Annotated in this window: 14 protein-coding genes and 2 pseudogenes; 10 read left to right on the forward strand and 6 right to left on the reverse strand. The window is 70.1% G+C overall.

The genetic code is table 11. The annotated features are described in order from the left end of the window. The first annotated feature begins 25 nt into the window (after nucleotides 1–25). Both ACFRCG_RS23385 and ACFRCG_RS23390 read left to right on the forward strand, forming a co-directional pair. Entirely contained in the window at nucleotides 26–1477 is a 1452-nt protein-coding gene (locus ACFRCG_RS23385) for a CBS domain-containing protein (protein WP_380034343.1), read from the forward strand. 49 nt (nucleotides 1478–1526) lie between these two features. Beyond that, nucleotides 1527–1931 (forward strand): annotated as a pseudogene (locus ACFRCG_RS23390) (PIN domain-containing protein). Between the two features lie 36 nt (nucleotides 1932–1967). Here the strand turns inward: ACFRCG_RS23390 and ACFRCG_RS23395 are convergent. After that, a pseudogene (locus ACFRCG_RS23395) lies at nucleotides 1968–2192 on the reverse strand (DUF255 domain-containing protein); the annotation flags it as partial. Nucleotides 2193–2338: 146 nt separating this feature from the next. Here ACFRCG_RS23395 and ilvA point away from each other — a divergent pair. From ilvA to ACFRCG_RS23410, 3 genes are all read left to right on the forward strand, one after another. Continuing rightward, on the forward strand, nucleotides 2339–3562 hold the full coding sequence (gene ilvA, locus ACFRCG_RS23400) for a threonine ammonia-lyase (protein ID WP_380034345.1): 1224 nt from the start codon (nucleotides 2339–2341) through the stop codon (nucleotides 3560–3562). A 306-nt stretch (nucleotides 3563–3868) separates the two neighbouring features. Next, nucleotides 3869–4906 (forward strand): ATP-binding cassette domain-containing protein, encoded by a 1038-nt coding sequence (locus ACFRCG_RS23405; protein ID WP_380034346.1) that lies wholly within the window; start codon nucleotides 3869–3871, stop codon nucleotides 4904–4906. Between the two features lie 40 nt (nucleotides 4907–4946). Continuing rightward, nucleotides 4947–5753, forward strand: coding sequence for an ABC transporter permease (locus ACFRCG_RS23410; protein ID WP_380034348.1), 807 nt, complete (start codon nucleotides 4947–4949; stop codon nucleotides 5751–5753). Between the two features lie 85 nt (nucleotides 5754–5838). On the opposite strand, the gene greA is transcribed toward ACFRCG_RS23410, so the two are convergent. Together greA and ACFRCG_RS23420 are read right to left on the reverse strand one after the other, a co-directional pair. Beyond that, nucleotides 5839–6336 carry a transcription elongation factor GreA gene (gene greA / locus ACFRCG_RS23415; protein WP_078979433.1) on the reverse strand — a complete coding sequence of 166 codons (498 nt, stop codon included), beginning with the start codon at nucleotides 6334–6336 and terminating at the stop codon, nucleotides 5839–5841. Nucleotides 6337–6676: 340 nt separating this feature from the next. Then, the gene (locus tag ACFRCG_RS23420; protein WP_078976818.1) at nucleotides 6677–7063 is read right to left on the reverse strand and encodes a DUF4307 domain-containing protein; all 387 of its coding nucleotides are present in this window, start codon (nucleotides 7061–7063) and stop codon (nucleotides 6677–6679) included. 169 nt (nucleotides 7064–7232) lie between these two features. Between ACFRCG_RS23420 and mca the strand changes: the two genes are divergently transcribed. The 3 genes from mca to ACFRCG_RS23435 all read left to right on the forward strand — a co-directional run bounded on the left by mca (nucleotide 7233) and on the right by ACFRCG_RS23435 (nucleotide 10558). Continuing rightward, nucleotides 7233–8087, forward strand: coding sequence for a mycothiol conjugate amidase Mca (mca, locus tag ACFRCG_RS23425; protein ID WP_380034470.1), 855 nt, complete (start codon nucleotides 7233–7235; stop codon nucleotides 8085–8087). Nucleotides 8088–8208: 121 nt separating this feature from the next. Beyond that, nucleotides 8209–8457 (forward strand): hypothetical protein, encoded by a 249-nt coding sequence (locus ACFRCG_RS23430; RefSeq protein WP_380034352.1) that lies wholly within the window; start codon nucleotides 8209–8211, stop codon nucleotides 8455–8457. Between the two features lie 37 nt (nucleotides 8458–8494). Further along, nucleotides 8495–10558 (forward strand): thioredoxin domain-containing protein, encoded by a 2064-nt coding sequence (locus ACFRCG_RS23435; RefSeq protein WP_380034354.1) that lies wholly within the window; start codon nucleotides 8495–8497, stop codon nucleotides 10556–10558. Between the two features lie 64 nt (nucleotides 10559–10622). Here the strand turns inward: ACFRCG_RS23435 and ACFRCG_RS23440 are convergent, their stop codons facing one another. The 3 genes from ACFRCG_RS23440 to ACFRCG_RS23450 form a co-directional block, all read right to left on the reverse strand. Beyond that, nucleotides 10623–11252: a TetR family transcriptional regulator gene (locus tag ACFRCG_RS23440; protein ID WP_380034356.1), complete on the reverse strand. Its 630-nt coding sequence runs from the start codon at nucleotides 11250–11252 to the stop codon at nucleotides 10623–10625. Further along, the gene (locus ACFRCG_RS23445; protein ID WP_380034358.1) at nucleotides 11224–12846 is read right to left on the reverse strand and encodes an MFS transporter; all 1623 of its coding nucleotides are present in this window, start codon (nucleotides 12844–12846) and stop codon (nucleotides 11224–11226) included. Before ACFRCG_RS23445 ends, ACFRCG_RS23440 begins: the two co-directional genes overlap by 29 nt. Nucleotides 12847–13020: 174 nt before the next feature. Next, the gene (locus tag ACFRCG_RS23450) at nucleotides 13021–13686 is read right to left on the reverse strand and encodes a hemolysin III family protein (protein ID WP_380034359.1); all 666 of its coding nucleotides are present in this window, start codon (nucleotides 13684–13686) and stop codon (nucleotides 13021–13023) included. 245 nt (nucleotides 13687–13931) lie between these two features. Between ACFRCG_RS23450 and ACFRCG_RS23455 the strand changes: the two genes are divergently transcribed. Together ACFRCG_RS23455 and ACFRCG_RS23460 are read left to right on the forward strand one after the other, a co-directional pair. Then, entirely contained in the window at nucleotides 13932–15734 is a 1803-nt protein-coding gene (locus ACFRCG_RS23455) for a phosphoenolpyruvate carboxykinase (GTP) (protein WP_380034361.1), read from the forward strand. A gap of 301 nt (nucleotides 15735–16035) precedes the next feature. Then, the gene (locus ACFRCG_RS23460; protein WP_078976826.1) at nucleotides 16036–16797 is read left to right on the forward strand and encodes an isoprenyl transferase; all 762 of its coding nucleotides are present in this window, start codon (nucleotides 16036–16038) and stop codon (nucleotides 16795–16797) included. Nucleotides 16798–16804: the final 7 nt, after the last annotated feature.

Below are 16804 nucleotides of genomic sequence, written 5' to 3' on the forward strand. Positions count from 1 at the left end.
CGGGACCGAGCTGGGGAAGACACCGATGACCGATTCTGCGGTGGGCAACGGTGAGGAAGAGCCTCCGGGGCGAGCTTCCTACCTGATCGAGGGACGGCGAGTGCTGGTCTCCGACCTTGTCAACGCGGGCCTGCTGAACCCCGGAACACAGCTCACGTTTTTGCGTAAGCGATCCGGAGAGGCACACCGCGCCCGGGTGGCGGAGGACGGCAGGATCGAGCTGAGCGACGGCCGGCGTTTCAAGTCCCCCTCCACGGCAGCTGCCGCGGCCACGGGGCGAGGATCCTACGACGGGTGGACCTCCTGGGCACTGGACGACGGCACCCTGCTGGACGTTTTGAGGCAGACGCTCCTGGATACAGCGGCAGAGCTGCCGCCTTCCGGCGATGTCGCAGCGGAGGGATCCGCCGCCCGTCACGCCCGGTTGAAGGACGCCCGAAAGCAGGCGGACGCCGACACGCCGATCACCCTCACGGTCCGGGATCTGCTGGGCTGGTGGGGGGCCTCCCGGCGCGGCTACTTGGTCACCGATCAGGTGGCCACCGAATTGGCCAACCACGGCCTGTCCACGGTGCCGGACTTCGCAGCCGTGGGGATCGACGACCGGGTCGCCTTGACCGGACCGTCCGGGGACACCGAGGACGTGGACGAGAAAACGGCTGAGCAGGAGCCGGCGGCGGGGCAGGAGGAGCCGAGGACGACCGGCGCACCAGGGCCCGGCACCACGTCCGGCGACGAAGAGGACAGAGGCGAGCCGATCCAGGGACAGACGGTCGGCAACCTGCCCTCAGCGCTCAAGGGAGTGGTATCAGTGCCCTCCTCGGCGAGCTTCGAGGAGGCGTTCACCAAGATGCGGCTCAACGGGTACTCGCAACTGCCGGTGCTGAACGGTCCTCGGAATCTGCGGGGTGCGGTCACCTGGGAATCCATCGCACGAGCGCGCTACGCGGACGTTGCGGCGCCTTTTGCCGATGCCATCGTCGATGCTCACGCGGTCAGCTACGCCGATCACCTGATCGATGTCCTGCCCGATCTGGAACGGTTCGGCTTTCTCCTGGTCAAGGACCAGACGAATCAGATCGCGGGAATCATCACCGTCGCCGACGTGGCAGCCGAGTACGGTGCCACGGCCCGGCCGTTCCTGCTCATAGGTGACCTTGACCGACAACTACGCCGGGTCATCTCGGAAGGTCTGGACCTTGCAGAGGTGATCGCGCTCTGCGATCCGGACGGACTCCGCAAGCTCACCGCCTTCGACCAGCTGTCCTTCGGGGATTACCAGCAGGTCCTGAGCAATCAGAAACAGTGGGACAGGCTGAACTGGCCGTTGGACCGCAAGTCCTTCACGGCCCGCCTCGACGAACTCCGGGAGATCCGCAACGAACTGATGCACTTCAACGACAAGGACAAGGCCGGCGATTCGGCGATACCGATGCTCCGCAACATGATCGAACTACTACGCGAGCACGGCGGCTGATGCGCAGCGCTCGCGCGACCCCCGTCGGGCGAGCGCTGCGGGGAGCTGCGTGAAGGAGCAGCCGGCCCGCTCACCGGTGCTCGACTCAGAGGCACTCTCTCTGCTCCTACGCAACGACCGCAGTAGGCGGCCCACATCGAGGCATCCCGACAGGTCGGGGGGTCCCCGTCCTCGTGTCTGCGCCGACCATCGTTGACGCCGCGCAGGGGAAGACTGATCTTGCGCGCTTGAAGTGGGTGCTCTCCCGACTGCGAGTGGAACCGGTCAGCCAGGAGGACTCCTTGACCGCAGTGGCGTTGCTTGAGGACGGGGCGGACTGCACGGACCCAAGTACGCGATCGATGCCCTGCTCGCCGCGCTCGCGCTCCGTGTCCCGGCCCGTGATCGTTCTGACCTCCGACCGGGACGACTGGTCGCAGCTCTGCGGAAGCGCGTGATTATCAGAGAAGGGTGAGTACCGCCGACTACTGGGTTTGTGAGTTCACTGCCACCAGTGGCAGGCGCTGTACCCGACGCTGAGCAGGATCGGCACATCCCGGCGACGCGCCTCCGCGAACGCCTCCTCACCCCACGGCCACCAGTCGACGGGATTGTCGGCGTGCTGCAACAGGTAGGGCGACGTGGACCCGGCGAGACGATTCGGCGTGGTGCCATCCTCCCGGGTCGACCTCCGCGACGGCCGTCGACCCCCTCGCGTCGGTGCGTTGCGTTCCATCCGGCCGCCCCGCGGCGGCCCGTACGGGGCAATCTCGTCGTCACCCCGTCGCCGACGGGTGACGGTGGGTCGTGGGGGTCTTCGCGTCCTTCGGGCAATGTGGTACCCGGCGTGGGGGCGGGGGTGGTTGGTGCGACACTCGGCGTATGAGCAGCCCTGCCTCGGACGTGGTGAATCTCCACGACATCCGCCTCGCGCGGAAGATGTTGGAAAGTGTCGTCCGCGAGACGCCGATGCGGTCCTGTCGGGCGCTGACCGATCGTGTCGGCACACCCGTCCATCTCAAGTGCGAGAACCTCCAGCGCACCGGGTCGTTCAAGATTCGCGGCGCCTACGTGCGGATCGCGGGACTTTCCGAGGCCGAGCGGGCCCGGGGCGTGGTCGCCGCCAGTGCCGGCAACCACGCGCAGGGCGTCGCGCTCGCGGCCCGCACCCTCGGTGTCGCGTCCACGGTGTTCATGCCGGCCGGCGCGCCGCTGCCCAAGGTCGCCGCGACCCGCTCCTACGGCGCCGAGGTGATCCTCGGCGGGGACAACGTCGAACACGCGCTCGCCGCCGCGCGCGCCCACGCGGACGAGACCGGCGCGGTGTTCATCCACCCGTTCGACCACCACGACGTGGTGGCCGGCCAGGGCACCGTGGGCCTGGAGATCCTGGAGCAGTGCCCCGAGGTCAAGACCATCCTCGTGGGCACCGGCGGCGGCGGCCTGCTGGCCGGAATCTCCGTGGCCGTCAAGGCACTTCGCCCCGACGTCAAGGTGATCGGCGTACAGGCCGCGTCCGCCGCCGCCTACCCGCCCTCGCTCGCCGCCGGCGCCCCCGTGTCGCTGCCCTCGTTCGGCACGATGGCCGACGGGATCGCGGTCGGCCGACCCGGCGAGGTGCCCTTCGCGCTGATCCGCGAGTACACCGACGCGATCCGGACCGTCGGCGAGGAGTCCCTGTCCCAGGCGCTGCTGCTGTGCATGGAGCGGGCCAAGCTGGTGGTCGAACCGGCCGGCGCCGCGTCGGTGGCGGCGCTGCTCGAGGTCGGCGAGCCGATCGAGGGCCCGGTGGTCGCGGTGTTGTCCGGGGGCAACGTGGACCCGCTGCTGATGTTGCGGGTACTGCGACACGGCCTGGCCTCGGCCGGCCGCTACCTCTCGCTGCGCGTGCGCATCCCCGACAGCCCGGGCGCGCTGGCCACCCTGCTCGGCCGGTTGGCGGAGACCGACGCCAACATCGCGGCGGTGTCGCACGTACGCACCGACGCCACGCTGCGCGTCGGCGAGGCGGACGTGGACCTGCAACTGGAGACCAAGGGCCGCAGCCACTGCGCGGCCGTGGTGGAGGCGCTGTACGGCGCGGGGTACACGGTCAGCAAGAGCTGAGCGCGAGGTAAGAACGGGCCGAAGCCGCCCCGGGGACGACGCCCCCGGCGGCCGGAGGGGCATGCCCGCGCCCCCTCCGGCGTGCGGGCGCGGCGATTGTCGGTGCCATGTGCTTGGGTCGACGCACGAGCCATGCCCGCCCACGGAGGACGCGGCCGTGCGGGACCGGGTCGGTCGCACAAAGCGCGCCGCCGGTGAAATGCGGTCGCACACTCACCGCGTCCGGGCGCATGGTGGAGACCCGAATCGATCCATCCGACCGCGGCCCCACCCCTGCCCCACCCGCACGAGGAGTGATCCACCGACATGCAGGAAGCGATCGTCGCCGAAGGTCTCGTGAAGACCTTCGGCTCGGTCCGAGCACTCGACGGCGTGGACGTGAGTGTGCCCACCGGCACCGTCCTCGGTCTGCTCGGCCCGAACGGCGCAGGCAAGACGACATGCGTACGCGTACTGACCACACTGCTCAAACCCGACTCGGGGCGAGCCGTGGTGGCCGGTCACGACGTGCTCAAGAACCCCAACGAGGTCCGCCGCTCGATCGGTCTGTCCGGGCAGTTCGCCGCCGTGGACGAATACCTGACCGGCCGGGAGAACCTGCGGATGGTCGGCGAGTTGTACCAGCTGAGCGGGCGCGACGCCAAGCGTCGCGCCGACGAGTTGTTGGCCCAGTTCGACCTGGCCGACGCGGGCGATCGACCCGCCAAGACCTACTCCGGCGGGATGCGCCGCAGGCTCGACCTGGCGGCGGCCCTGGTGGTCAGCCCGCCGGTGATGTTCATGGACGAGCCGACCACCGGTCTCGACCCGCGCAACCGCATGGCGTTGTGGCGGGTGATCGAGAACCTGGTCTCCGACGGCACCACGCTGCTGCTGACCACGCAGTACCTGGAGGAGGCCGACCACCTCGCGAACGACATCGCGGTGGTCGACCACGGCAAGGTGATCGCGCGCGGCACGGCCGACGAACTCAAGGCCAGGGTCGGCGGCGAGCGGGTCGAGGTGGTCGTGCACGACGAGGAACGACTGACCGAGGCCACCGAGATGCTGGCCGGGTTCGGCAAGGGCGAACTGGGTGTGGTCAAGCTCCAGCGTCGGATCACCGTCCCGGTCATAGGCGGCGCCAAACTGCTCGCCGAGGTCATCCGCGAACTGGACGCGCGCGGCATCGAGATCGACGACATCGGGCTGCGTCGACCCACCCTCGACGACGTGTTCATCACCCTCACGGGACACGCGATGGAAACCGAGGACGGCAACACCGACGACGCCGACGGCGAAGCCGACACGGACGAGAACGAGGCCGGTCCGCGGCGCGGTCGCGGCAAGGCGGTGAAGAGCTGATGGTCGTGCCGACCAAGGCGTTCGGAGAGGGGTGCGTCGCATGAGCATGATGGCCGATTCCTGGGTCATCGCGCGCAGGAATCTGATCCGGATGACCCGGATTCCCGAGATGGTCCTGTTCGGGATCATCCAACCGGTGATGTTCGTGGTGCTGTTCACGTACGTCTTCGGTGGCTCGATGAAGATCGGCGACACCACCGACCCGGACGTCTACAAGGACTTCCTGATGCCGGGCATCTTCGCGCAGACCGTCACCTTCGCCACCGCGGGCTCGGCGGCCGGCATCGCGGACGACGCGCAGAAGGGGCTGATGGACCGGTTCCGGTCGTTGCCGATGGCGCGTGGTGCCGTACTGACCGGCCGCACCGTCGCCGACCTCGTGCAGACGGCCCTGACGCTGGTCATCCTGGCGGCCGTCGCACTGCTCGTGGGTTGGCGGACCGGCACGGCCGAGCCGACCAACGCCGCGCGCATCCTGGCGGGCTTCGGCCTGCTGCTCCTTCTGGGCTACGCGTTCACCTGGATCGGCGCGTTGATCGGCCTGTCGGTGCGTACCCCGGAGGCGGCGACCTCGGGCGGGATCATCTGGCTGTTCCCGGTCACGTTCATCTCGAACGCCTTCGTGGACTCGTCGCAGATGACGCCCTGGGTGCGACACATCGCCGACTGGAACCCGTTCAGCGCCACGGTGCAGGCCGCGCGGGTGTTGTTCGGCTCGCCGGGCGTCGTGCAGTCCGACGCCTGGCCGATGCAGCACCCGGTGTGGGCCTCGCTGCTGTGGTCCGTGGTGATCGTCGCGCTGTTCCGCACGCTGGCGGTGCGCAAGTACCGGTCCGCGGTCTCCTGACCCCGGGGCCGAGCGCCGCACATCCTCGAAAGACACGGCCGGCCCGGCCCCCCGCGCGGGGGGCCGGGCCGTGTCGCGTCGGTGCTCAGCCCCGGTAGGGCTTGGCGTCCACGACCTCGACACTGGTGGTCTTGCCGTTGGGCAGTGCGAAGGTGGCCTGGTGGCCGATGGTCTTGCCATTGATCGCCTTGCCCAGCGGGGACTGGGGCGAGTAGACCTCGATGTCGGTCACGGCGTCCTCGCGCGAGCCGAGCAGGAAGGTGGTGGGGTCGTCCTTGTCGCCGTCGAAGACGACGGTCACGACCATGCCGGGCTCGACGACGCCGTCGTCCGCGGGCGCCTCGCCGACCTTGGCGTTCTGGAGCAGGCCGATGAGCTGGCGAATGCGCAACTCCTGCTTGCCCTGCTCCTCCTTGGCCGCGTGGTAGCCCGCGTTCTCCTTGAGGTCGCCTTCCTGGCGGGCCTCTTCGATCTTCACGGCGATCTCGGCACGGCCGGGACCCGACAGGTCTTCCAGCTCGGCCTTCAGCCGGTCGTACGCCTCCTGGGTGAGCCAGGTGACGCTTTCGCTGGTCTGGGTCACGGGGTGCTCCTCGTAGGTTTGCGACGGGGGTGCGTACACGGTGCGTACGAAGTACACGGTGCGTACGAAAGAGGTACGGGCGACCCCCGCGCCGCCCGGGCGGGCCCCGGCGGCGCAGGGGGTCACATATACCAGCGCCCCCTCACCGTCCGCGGTGTGAACACCTCGGGTCGTGAGGGGACGAAGCTTCGAGAGTAACAATCTCCCGCCGTCCGGGGCAGTCACCCGGGTTTGGGTGACATGCGACACCGGCGGGTGCGGCGGGGACGCCGGAGGCCGCGGTACGGGACATCCGCGGGCGCGGCGGGGAACATCGGTCGGTGCGGCGGGGCCGCGTCAATCAACCGACGGTGTGACAGTTCTCCAGTTCGGCGGTGTTCGGCTTGCCCGCCGTCTGCAGCGTCTCGGTGCGCTCGATGTGCTTCTCGCCCTTGGCGAACCGCAGTTCGCGGCGACCGACCTCGGCGCCGTCGCGATCGCGCGAGCGCAGTACGCAGACGGCTTCCTTGTCGGCGTCCTTGCGGATCTCGACCTGGGCCTCCACCGAGGAATCCGAGGTCACCCGGAAGCTCGGAATAGACCCGCGCACACCGGGGTTCGCCACATCGAGGCCGATCCACACCGTCCCGGCCACGAGCACGACCATGAAGACCGCGAACGCGATCCGCAGTTTGCGATCGCTTCGGGTGGCGCCCTTGCCGTAACGGGTGACGGGCGTTGCGCTCACCGGGTCTCCTGCGGGACGGGCCCGGGTTTGCGCCCGGGCGAGATCTATCGGCCACTATATGTCGGGTGCAAGAGCGGCCCTCTACAGGTCCCGGCGGTTCACCCGGCGGCTGGGACACGGGGCACGGATGAGGAGCGACGTTCCGGTGAGTGACGATCGACTGAGGCTGATGGCGGTGCACGCGCACCCCGACGACGAGTCGAGCAAGGGCGCGGCCACGATGGCCCGCTATGTCGCCGAGGGGGCCGAGGTCCTCGTCGCGACCTGTACCGGCGGCGAACGCGGCTCGGTACTGAACCCCGCCCTCCAGGGCGATCCGGAGATCGAGGCGAACATCCACGAGGTGCGCCGCAAGGAGATGGACGCGGCCCGCGAGATCCTTGGCGTGGAGCAGGCCTGGCTGGGCTGGGAGGACTCGGGACTGCCCGAGGGCGACCCGCTGCCGCCGCTCCCGGAGGGCTGCTTCGCGCTCCTCGACGTGGACAAGGCGGCCGAGCCGCTGGTCCGGCTGATCCGCGAGTTCCGTCCGCACGTGATCACCACGTACGACGAGAACGGCGGCTACCCGCACCCGGACCACATCCAGACGCACAAGATCACCATGGTGGCGTTCGACGCCGCGGGCGACCCGGACGCCTACCCGGGCTCCGGCGAGCCGTGGCAGCCGCTGAAGCTGTACTACAACCAGGGCATCTCCCGGGCGCGGATCGAGGCGCTGCACGAGGGCATGCAAAAGCGCGGCCTGGAGTCCCCCTACGGCGAATGGCTGGAGCGCTGGGGCGACCGGGACGAGCGCGACATCACCACGCGCGTGCCGTGCGCCGACTGGTTCGAGACCCGGGACCGGGCGCTGATCGCGCACGCCACCCAGGTGGACCCGGACGGCTTCTGGTTCCGGGTGCCGATCTCGGTGCAGCGCGAGGTGTGGCCGACGGAGGACTACGAGCTGGTGCGGTCGCTGGTGGACACCGACCTGCCCGAGGACGACCTGTTCGCGGGTGTGCGGGTGGGCGTGCGCCGGTAGGCGGCGGCAATCGATGGGAGCGAGGGCCCGGGAGCGACTTTCCGGGCCCTCGGTGCATACGTTCCGGCGATCGGATGTCACTCTTGACACCGAGGGGTTCCGATCCAGGAGGTAGTTCGTCATGTCGCTCGCGGTCCAGCTCGCGGTCGAGGAAAGCAAGGTCACGCCCGGCCTGCTCGGATTCGTGGTGGTCGCGTTCCTGGCGGTCGCCACCTGGCTGCTGCTGAAGTCGATGAACACGCGGCTCAAGCGGGTCGACTTCGACGAGAGCGGCACTCCGGCCGCGAGCCGCGAGCCCGCCGAGACCGACACGGCGCGGCAGAGCGACACGGCGCAGAAGAAGGAAGACAACGGCGCGCCCGTCGCCTGAGCGGTCCCGCGCGCGGCGGCCCTGCGAGGATGGCGCCATGCCGAATCGTCTCGTCGGGTCCACGTCGCCCTACCTGTTGCAGCACGCCGACAATCCCGTCGACTGGTGGCCGTGGGGTGAGGAGGCGTTCGCGGAGGCGCGTCGCCGGGATGTGCCGATCCTGCTCAGCGTCGGGTACAGCGCCTGCCACTGGTGTCACGTGATGGCCCACGAGTCCTTCGAGGACGAGGCCACCGCCGCGATCGTCAACGCCGACTTCGTGGCGATCAAGGTCGACCGCGAGGAACGCCCGGACGTGGACGCGGTCTACATGGAGGCCACGGTCGCGCTGAACGGCGGCCAGGGCGGCTGGCCGATGACCGTGTTCGCCACCCCCGACGGCGAGCCGTTCCACTGCGGCACCTACTACCCGAACGAGGCCCGCCACGGCATGCCCTCGTTCCGCCAGTTGCTGCACGCGGTCAAGGTCGCCTGGAAGGACCGCAACGACGAGGTGCGGCGCACCGGCACCCAGATCGCCGCCTCGCTGGCCGCCCCGCGCGCGTTGTACACCGACGGCGCGGCGCCGACCGCCGAGGAACTGGACGCGGCGCTGACCCTGCTCGCGCACGACTACGACACCGCGCACGGCGGCTTCGGCCACGCGCCCAAGTTCCCGCCGTCGATGGTGCTCGAATTCCTGCTGCGCCACCACGCCAGGACCGAGTCCGAGGCGGCCCTGGGCATCGTCCAGGAGACCTGCGAGGCGATGGCCCGCGGCGGCCTCTACGACCAGCTCGGCGGCGGCTTCGCGCGCTACTCGGTGGACGAGGCGTGGGTGGTGCCGCACTTCGAGAAGATGCTCTACGACAACGCCCAGCTGATCCGGGTCTACACCCACCTGTGGCGGGCCACGGGCAGTGAGTTCGCCCGCCGGATCGCGTTGCAGACCGCCGACTTCGTGGTGCGCGAACTGCGCACTCCCGAGGGCGCGTTCGCGTCCGCGCTGGACGCGGACAGCGCGGACGCCGAGGGCCACTCCGTGGAGGGCGCGTTCTACGTGTGGACCCCGGCCGAGCTGGTCGAGGTGCTGGGCGCCGAGGACGGCGCGTGGGCCGCCGACGTGTTCGGGGTGACCGAGGAGGGTACCTTCGAGCACGGGCGGTCGGTGCTGCGACTGGCCGACGACCCCGAGGACTTCGAGCGGCTGACCGACGTGCGGGCGAGGTTGCTGGCCGCGCGCGGGGAGCGGGAGCGGCCGGGGCGCGACGACAAGGTCGTGGCCGCGTGGAACGGGCTCACCATCGCCGCGCTGGCCGAGGCCGGCACCCTGTTCTCCCGCCCGGACCTGCTCGACGCCGCGCTCGCGGCGGCCGACCTGCTGGTCGCGGTGCACCTGGGCGGCGACGAGGACGACGAGCTGGGCGACCGGCTGGTACGCACCTCGCGCGACGGCCGGCCCGGGCCGAACGCCGGGGTCCTGGAGGACTACGCGGACGTGGCCGAGGGGTTCCTGGCGCTGTACGCGGTGACCGCCGACGACGCGTGGCTGACCTTCGCCGGGGTGCTCGTGGACGTGATCCTGGGGCACTTCGTGGACGAGGACGGCGCGCTGTACGACACCGCCGACGACGCGGAGGAGCTGTTTCGCCGGCCGCAGGACCCCACCGACGGGGTCACCCCCTCGGGCTGGACCGGCGCGGCCGGCGCCCTGCTCGGCTACGCGGCGTATCTGGGCTCGGCCGAACACCGCGAGGCCGCCGGGCGCGCGCTCGGCGTGGTCCGGGTGCTGGCGGCCCGGACGCCGCGCGGGATCGGCTGGGGCCTGGCGGTCGCCGAGGCGTGGCTGGACGGCCCGCGCGAGATCGCCGTGGTCGGCCCGCGCGACGACGACGCGACCTGGGCGCTCTACCTGACCGCGCTGATGACCACCGCGCCCGGCGCCGTGGTCGCGATGGGCGACCCGGCCGAGGACCCGCCGGTGCCGCTGCTGCGCGACCGCACGCCGGTGGGCGGCAGGCCGGCCGCGTACGTGTGTCGGCACTTCACCTGCGACGCCCCGGTGACCGACCCGGAGCAACTGGCCGACCAGGTCCTGGCCAAGGCGGTCGCCCGAGCCTGAACCCACCCGCCCGGGCCCGACCGCCGGGCTCGGGCCCGGGCAAACCCGGCCCGAGCCCGCCCCGTCACGGCCCCTCCCGCAACCCCGCCTCCAGGATCCCCAGCGCCCGGTCCACCAGCACCGCCGGATCCCCGACGCAGCCGCCCTCCGCCCAGGTCATGATCGCCTCCGCCATCGTCGCGTTGATCGAGGAGACGGCCACCCGGAGGTCGAAGTCCAGCGCCGAGCGCCCGGTCCGGGCGGCGTAGGTCTCGGCCATCAGCCGCCACGTCTCGATCTGCTGTTCGTAGTTGCGCCGCCGCAGCGCCGGCACGCCGACCACGAGCGACATCCGCGTGGTCATCTCCTCGCCCTCCTCGCGCATGATCCGCCGCAGCGCCTCCACCACGCCCGTGCGCACGATCCGGATCAGGCTGGTGCCCTCGGGGGCGCTGCGCAGGATCTCCACGAGCATCGGGTCGTATTCGTCGGTGAGCACGACGTCCTCCTTGCTCGGGAAGTAGCGGAAGAAGGTGCTCGGCGAGATCTCCGCGGCCTCGGCGATCTGGTCCACGGTGGTCGCGTCGTAGCCGTGCTCGCGAAAGAGCCGATAGGCCTCGCGGCGGATCGCCCGCCGGGTCTTGATCTTCTTGCGCTCGCGCAGCCCCGAGGGGGCGACGGGCAGGTCAGGGATGGAGGACTCCTTCGCGGTCATGCTCCGATTCTCCCGGTCCGGCCGCACCGTCCGCTCCCGGTCCGCCGGCGCCGTCCGTCGGCGCCGGGGTCGTCGCGGCGCGGCGGGGCAGGAAGACCGCCACCGCGGCGGCCAGGACCAGTGCGGTGACGCCGCAGATCAGCAGGCTCAGGTCCATGCCGTGCACGAACGCGTCGCGGGCCGAGTCGAGCAGCGCGGGGTCGGCGCCGTGGCCGGCCACCTTCGCCGCGCCGCCGATCGACTCGCGCGCGGTGTCGGCGACCGGGTCGGGACGCCCGCCCGTGTCGATCCGGTCCACGTAGGCCGACGCGAGCACGCTGCCCAGGATGGCCACCCCGAGCGCGCCCGCGACCTGGCGCAACGTCTGTACCAGGGCCGACCCCATCCCGGCCCGCTCCGGCGCGACGCCCGCCATCACCGCGTCCATCGCGGGCACCAGGGACAACCCCAGGCCCATCCCCGTCAACACCAGCCAGCAGGCCGTCCACCCGTAGCCGTCGTCGGCCGAGCCGGTCGCGCCCAGGAGCAGCCCGCAGCCGAGCAGGAACATCCCGCCGGGGATGACCACCTTGTAGCCGAAGCGCGGCGCGACCTTGTCGCTCGCCAGCGCGGTCACGAACAGCCCGCCGAGCAGCGGCAACAGCCGCAGACCGGTGCCCAGCGCACTGCTTCCGTCGACGCCCTGGAACCGCTGTGGGACCAGGAACAACACCCCCGACATGGCGAAGGACGGCACCAGCGCGGAGATCGTGGCCCACAGGAAGTTGCGGTCGCGGAAGAGCCCGAAGTCGATCATCGGCCGCCGGGCCCGGCTCTCGCGCACCGCCACACTCGCCGCGAGCAGCGCCGCCGCGCCGAACAGGGTGAGCACCCGGGCGTCCCCCCAGCCCCACTCGGGCGCCTCGATCACCGCGAAGATCAGCGTGGTCAGCGCGGCGGTCACCAGGACCGTGACCGCGACGTCCACCCGGGGCGCGTCGGCGGAGCGGGAGACCGGCAGCAGGAACCCGCAGACCAGCAGGGCGAGCCCGACCATCGGGATGTTGATCAGGAACACCGAGCCCCACCAGAAGTGCTCCAGGAGCAGCCCGCCCAGGATCGGTCCGAGCGGGATGCCCAGCGCGGTGCTCGCGGCCCAGATCGAGATCGCCCGACCACGCTCGGCGGCGGGGAAGAGCGAGGGCAGGATGGACAACGAAAGCGGCATGATGAACGCGCCGCCGACGCCCATCAGCGCGCGCGCCGCGATCACCCCCTCGACCGAGCCGACGAGCGCGCCGACCACCGAGCCGACGCCGAACACGGCGAGCCCGACCAGCAGGAAGCGCCGCCGGCCGTAGCGGTCGCCGATCAGTCCGGCCGGGAGCATCAGCGCCGCGAACACCACGATGTAGGAGTCGGCGATCCACTGGAGATCGCCCGTGCTCGCGCCCAATCGATCGCTCATCGTCGGCATCGCCACGTTGATGATCGTGGTGTCCAGGCCGACCACCAGGAGGCCGATCACCAGCGCCCCCAACGCCCACCATCGCCTCGGATCCGGCACCCCCTCCGCCTCGGTCGCGTGGGTCGGTCCGCCCGTCGTCGCTTCCATGACAGCCACCTCCTATTGAGTGCTTCTACTTTATGACAGTAGCTCTCAAAAACCGGTGGCAGTCACTTTTCTCGGCAAAGGGCAGCCCAAGCTCGGGGGAAAATCCGGAAAAGCCCGAAGGCCCGCAACTCCCGGGGGAGCGGCGGGCCTTCGGGCCGACGAGTGTGGGACGGGTCAGCGCAGCGCGACCAGCGCGACGGCGACGAAGTGGCTCGCGAACGCGAGCAGCGTGAAGGCGTGGAAGACCTCGTGGAAGCCGAACCACTGCGGCGACGGGTTGGGCCGCTTGATCCCGTAGACCACCGCGCCGAGGCTGTAGAGCACGCCGCCGACGATCACCAGGACCACCACCGCGACGCCGCCCTCGCGCATGAACTCGGGCAGGTAGAACACCGCCGCCCAGCCCAGCACGACGTAGATCGGGGTGTAGAGCCAGCGGGGCGCGCCGATCCAAAAGACCCGGAAACCGATGCCGGCGAGTGCCCCGATCCACACCGCCCACAGCAGTATTTGGTCGCTTTTGCCCAGCAATAGGATGGTCAACGGGGTGTAGGTGCCCGCGATGATCAGGAAGATGTTGGCGTGGTCGAGCCGCCGCAACACCGCCTCGCCGCGCGGTCCCCAGTTGCCGCGGTGGTACACCCCGGACGTACCGAAGAGCATCGCCGCGGTCAGAGCGAACACACCACACGCGACGCGGGATTTGGCGTCGTCGGACAATGCGACCAGGACTATGCCCGCGGCCACCGCCAGCGGAAAGGTGCCCGCGTGGATCCATCCGCGGAGCCGGGGTTTGATGGGCGACAAGGGCGCCGTGAAGCCATGTGCGTCCACACTCATGGGCCCGAGTGTACTTACGGCGACGTAGGTTACCGGTAAGTACGGAGTGAGACGCATCACGGGAGATCTTGTCCCGGAGGGGCGCGAAAGCGCACGTCTTTGGGGTTTTCGGTCCGGGACGGGGCACAACTTCCAGGTGGGGGCCCGATCCCGGACGGTTCCGTGTTCGACCGACCGGATAAAATCCCCGCAACCCTCAACCCGACGCCGGGGACTCGCCGTCCCGGGCGCGAAATGGAGCGATCGTGGCCAACGAGGTCCCGACGAAACACAGGCAGCTGCTCGACTGGGTGAGCGAGATCGCCCGGCTGACCCAGCCCGACCGAATCGAATGGTGTGACGGTTCGGAAGAGGAGTACCAGCGCCTCGCCGACCTCCTCGTCGAGAAGGGCACCTTCCGCAAGCTCGACGAGAACAAGCGCCCCAACAGCTACTACGCGACGTCCGACCCTCGGGACGTCGCGCGCGTCGAGGACCGGACCTTCATCTGCTCCGAAAAGGAGGAGGACGCGGGTCCGACCAACAACTGGATAGCCCCGGCCGAGATGCGCACCAAGCTCGACGGGCTGTTCGCCGGTTCGATGCGTGGTCGCACGATGTACGTGGTGCCGTTCTGCATGGGTCCGGTCGGCTCGCCGCTGGCCGCCTACGGCGTCGAGATCACCGACTCCGCCTACGTCGCGGTGTCGATGCGCACGATGACCCGCATGGGGCAGGCGGTCCTGGACTACCTGGGCACCGACGGCGAGTTCGTCAAGGCCGTGCACACCGTCGGGGCACCGCTCGCCGAGGGCGAGGCGGACGTGCCGTGGCCGTGCAACACCGAGAAGTACATCACGCACTTCCCCGAGGACCGGGAGATCTGGTCCTTCGGCTCGGGCTACGGCGGCAACGCCCTGCTCGGCAAGAAGTGCTACGCGCTCCGGATCGCGTCGGTCATGGCGCGGGACGAGGGCTGGATGGCCGAGCACATGCTGATCCTGAAGCTCACGCCTCCCTCGGGCGCCGAGCCGAAGTTCATCGCCGCCGCCTTCCCCTCGGCGTGTGGCAAGACCAACCTCGCGATGCTCCAGCCGACCATTCCGGGCTGGACCGTGGAGACCGTCGGCGACGACATCGCGTGGATGCGGTTCGGCGAGGACGGCCGGCTCTACGCGATCAACCCCGAGGCGGGCTTCTTCGGGGTCGCTCCGGGCACCGGCGAGCACACCAACGCCAACGCGATGAAGACCATGTGGGGCAACTCGGTCTTCACCAACGTCGCGCTCACCGACGACAACGACGTCTGGTGGGAGGGCATGACGGAGGAGCCGCCGGCCCACCTGATCGACTGGAAGGGCAACGACTGGACGCCCGAGTCGGACACCCCCGCCGCCCACCCCAACGCGCGCTTCACCGTCCCCGCCGCCCAGTGCCCGACGATCGCGCCGGAGTGGGAGGACCCGAAGGGCGTGCCGATCTCGGCGATCCTCTTCGGTGGTCGCCGGGCCAGCGCGGTGCCGCTGGTGACCGAGTCCTTCGACTGGCAGCACGGTGTCTTCCTCGGTGCGAACGTCGCCTCGGAGAAGACCGCCGCCGCCGAGGGCACGGTCGGCGAGCTGCGCCGCGACCCGTTCGCGATGTTGCCGTTCTGCGGTTACAACATGGGCGACTACATGGCGCACTGGTTGGACATCGGCCGGGCGACCTCGGCCGACAAGCTGCCGAAGATCTACTACGTGAACTGGTTCCGCAAGGACGCGGACGGCAAGTTCGTGTGGCCGGGCTTCGGCGAGAACAGCCGGGTGCTCAAGTGGATCGTCGAGCGCCTGGAAGGGCTCGCCGGCGGCGTGGACACCCCGATCGGCGTACTGCCCACGCGCGAATCGCTGGACCTCAAGGGTCTGGACCTGAGCGACGCGGAGCTGGACCTGCTGCTGAGCGTGGACCGGGAGATCTGGAAGCAGGAGGCCGCACTGGTCCCCGAGCACCTGGAGAAGTTCGGCACCCACACCCCGCAGGGTCTGTGGGACGAGTACAACAAGCTGGTCGCGCGACTCGACGGCTGAGCCGGCCCCGCGCCGACATCGAGCCGACGGTACGCCGACGGTGAGCTGACTCGACGTCAAAATACCGGTACGCTCCGGGCCCGGCGGGATCTCCTCCCGCCGGGCCCTCGGCGTTTCGACCGGTTCCTTCCCCGGCCGGGACCCGGTCGGTTCCGAAGCGCGTGTCGTGACGCGACACGCCGATCGCGGGCCGACCTTCACCGCATCTTCACGCCTGTCCTCCGCCGCGTGAGATCGAGCGGGCGTCGGACGGGAGTAGGGTTTTCGGCGCGGGTGATCACGGACGGAGGAGCAGGTGGACATGGGCCTGCGGGACCTCGCATACGGCGCGTACGGCAAGCGCATCGAGGCGTCGCTCGACCGTACGGTGATACCGCGTCACGTCGGCGTCATCCTCGACGGCAACCGCCGTTGGGCGAAGGCGTACGGCGAGCAGGTCGCCGAGGGGCACCGCAAGGGCGCCGACAAGATCCACGAGCTGCTCACCTGGTGCGAAGAGGTCGGCGTCGAGGTGGTCACCCTGTGGCTGCTGTCCACCGACAACCTCAACCGGCCCCCCGACGAGCTGGCCGATCTGATGGTGATCATCGAGAACGCGGTCACCGACCTGGCCGCCGCGCGGCGCTGGCGGGTGCACCCGGTGGGCGCGCTCGACCTGCTGCCCGAACACACGCGCGAGGTGCTGAAGCGATCCGAGGCCGAGACCGCCGACCTGACCGGCGTCTTCGTCAACGTCGCGGTCGGCTACGGCGGTCGGCACGAGATCGCCGACGCGGTGCGCTCGCTGCTGGTCGAGCACGCCGGCAAGGGCACCTCGATCGAGGAATTGGCCGAGGTGCTCGACGTCGAGCACATCGCGGAGCACCTGTACACGCGCGGGCAGCCCGATCCGGACCTGGTCATCCGAACCTCGGGTGAACAGCGGTTGTCCGGCTTCCTGTTGTGGCAGAGTGCGCATTCGGAGTTCTACTTCTGCGAGGCCTTCTGGCCGGACTTCCGAAAAGTCGACTTCCTTCGGGCGTTGCGCGACTACTCCGCCCGCCATCGCCGCTACGGGGCCTGACGCCTCG

This window comes from Embleya sp. NPDC056575 (genome assembly GCF_042793325.1).
Lineage (GTDB): Bacteria > Actinomycetota > Actinomycetes > Streptomycetales > Streptomycetaceae > Embleya.

What these genes read in the sequence shown, in the direction of transcription:
- ACFRCG_RS23385 (WP_380034343.1), top strand. Translation starts at nt 26, where the DNA reads ATGACCGATTCTGCGGTGGGCAACGGTGAGGAAGAGCCTCCGGGGCGA.
- ilvA (WP_380034345.1), top strand. Translation starts at nt 2,339, where the DNA reads ATGAGCAGCCCTGCCTCGGACGTGGTGAATCTCCACGACATCCGCCTC.
- ACFRCG_RS23405 (WP_380034346.1), top strand. Translation starts at nt 3,869, where the DNA reads ATGCAGGAAGCGATCGTCGCCGAAGGTCTCGTGAAGACCTTCGGCTCG.
- ACFRCG_RS23410 (WP_380034348.1), top strand. Translation starts at nt 4,947, where the DNA reads ATGAGCATGATGGCCGATTCCTGGGTCATCGCGCGCAGGAATCTGATC.
- mca (WP_380034470.1), top strand. Translation starts at nt 7,233, where the DNA reads ATGGCGGTGCACGCGCACCCCGACGACGAGTCGAGCAAGGGCGCGGCC.
- ACFRCG_RS23430 (WP_380034352.1), top strand. Translation starts at nt 8,209, where the DNA reads ATGTCGCTCGCGGTCCAGCTCGCGGTCGAGGAAAGCAAGGTCACGCCC.
- ACFRCG_RS23435 (WP_380034354.1), top strand. Translation starts at nt 8,495, where the DNA reads ATGCCGAATCGTCTCGTCGGGTCCACGTCGCCCTACCTGTTGCAGCAC.
- ACFRCG_RS23440 (WP_380034356.1), bottom strand. Translation starts at nt 11,252, where the DNA reads ATGACCGCGAAGGAGTCCTCCATCCCTGACCTGCCCGTCGCCCCCTCG.
- ACFRCG_RS23445 (WP_380034358.1), bottom strand. Translation starts at nt 12,846, where the DNA reads ATGGAAGCGACGACGGGCGGACCGACCCACGCGACCGAGGCGGAGGGG.
- ACFRCG_RS23450 (WP_380034359.1), bottom strand. Translation starts at nt 13,686, where the DNA reads ATGAGTGTGGACGCACATGGCTTCACGGCGCCCTTGTCGCCCATCAAA.
- ACFRCG_RS23460 (WP_078976826.1), top strand. Translation starts at nt 16,036, where the DNA reads ATGGGCCTGCGGGACCTCGCATACGGCGCGTACGGCAAGCGCATCGAG.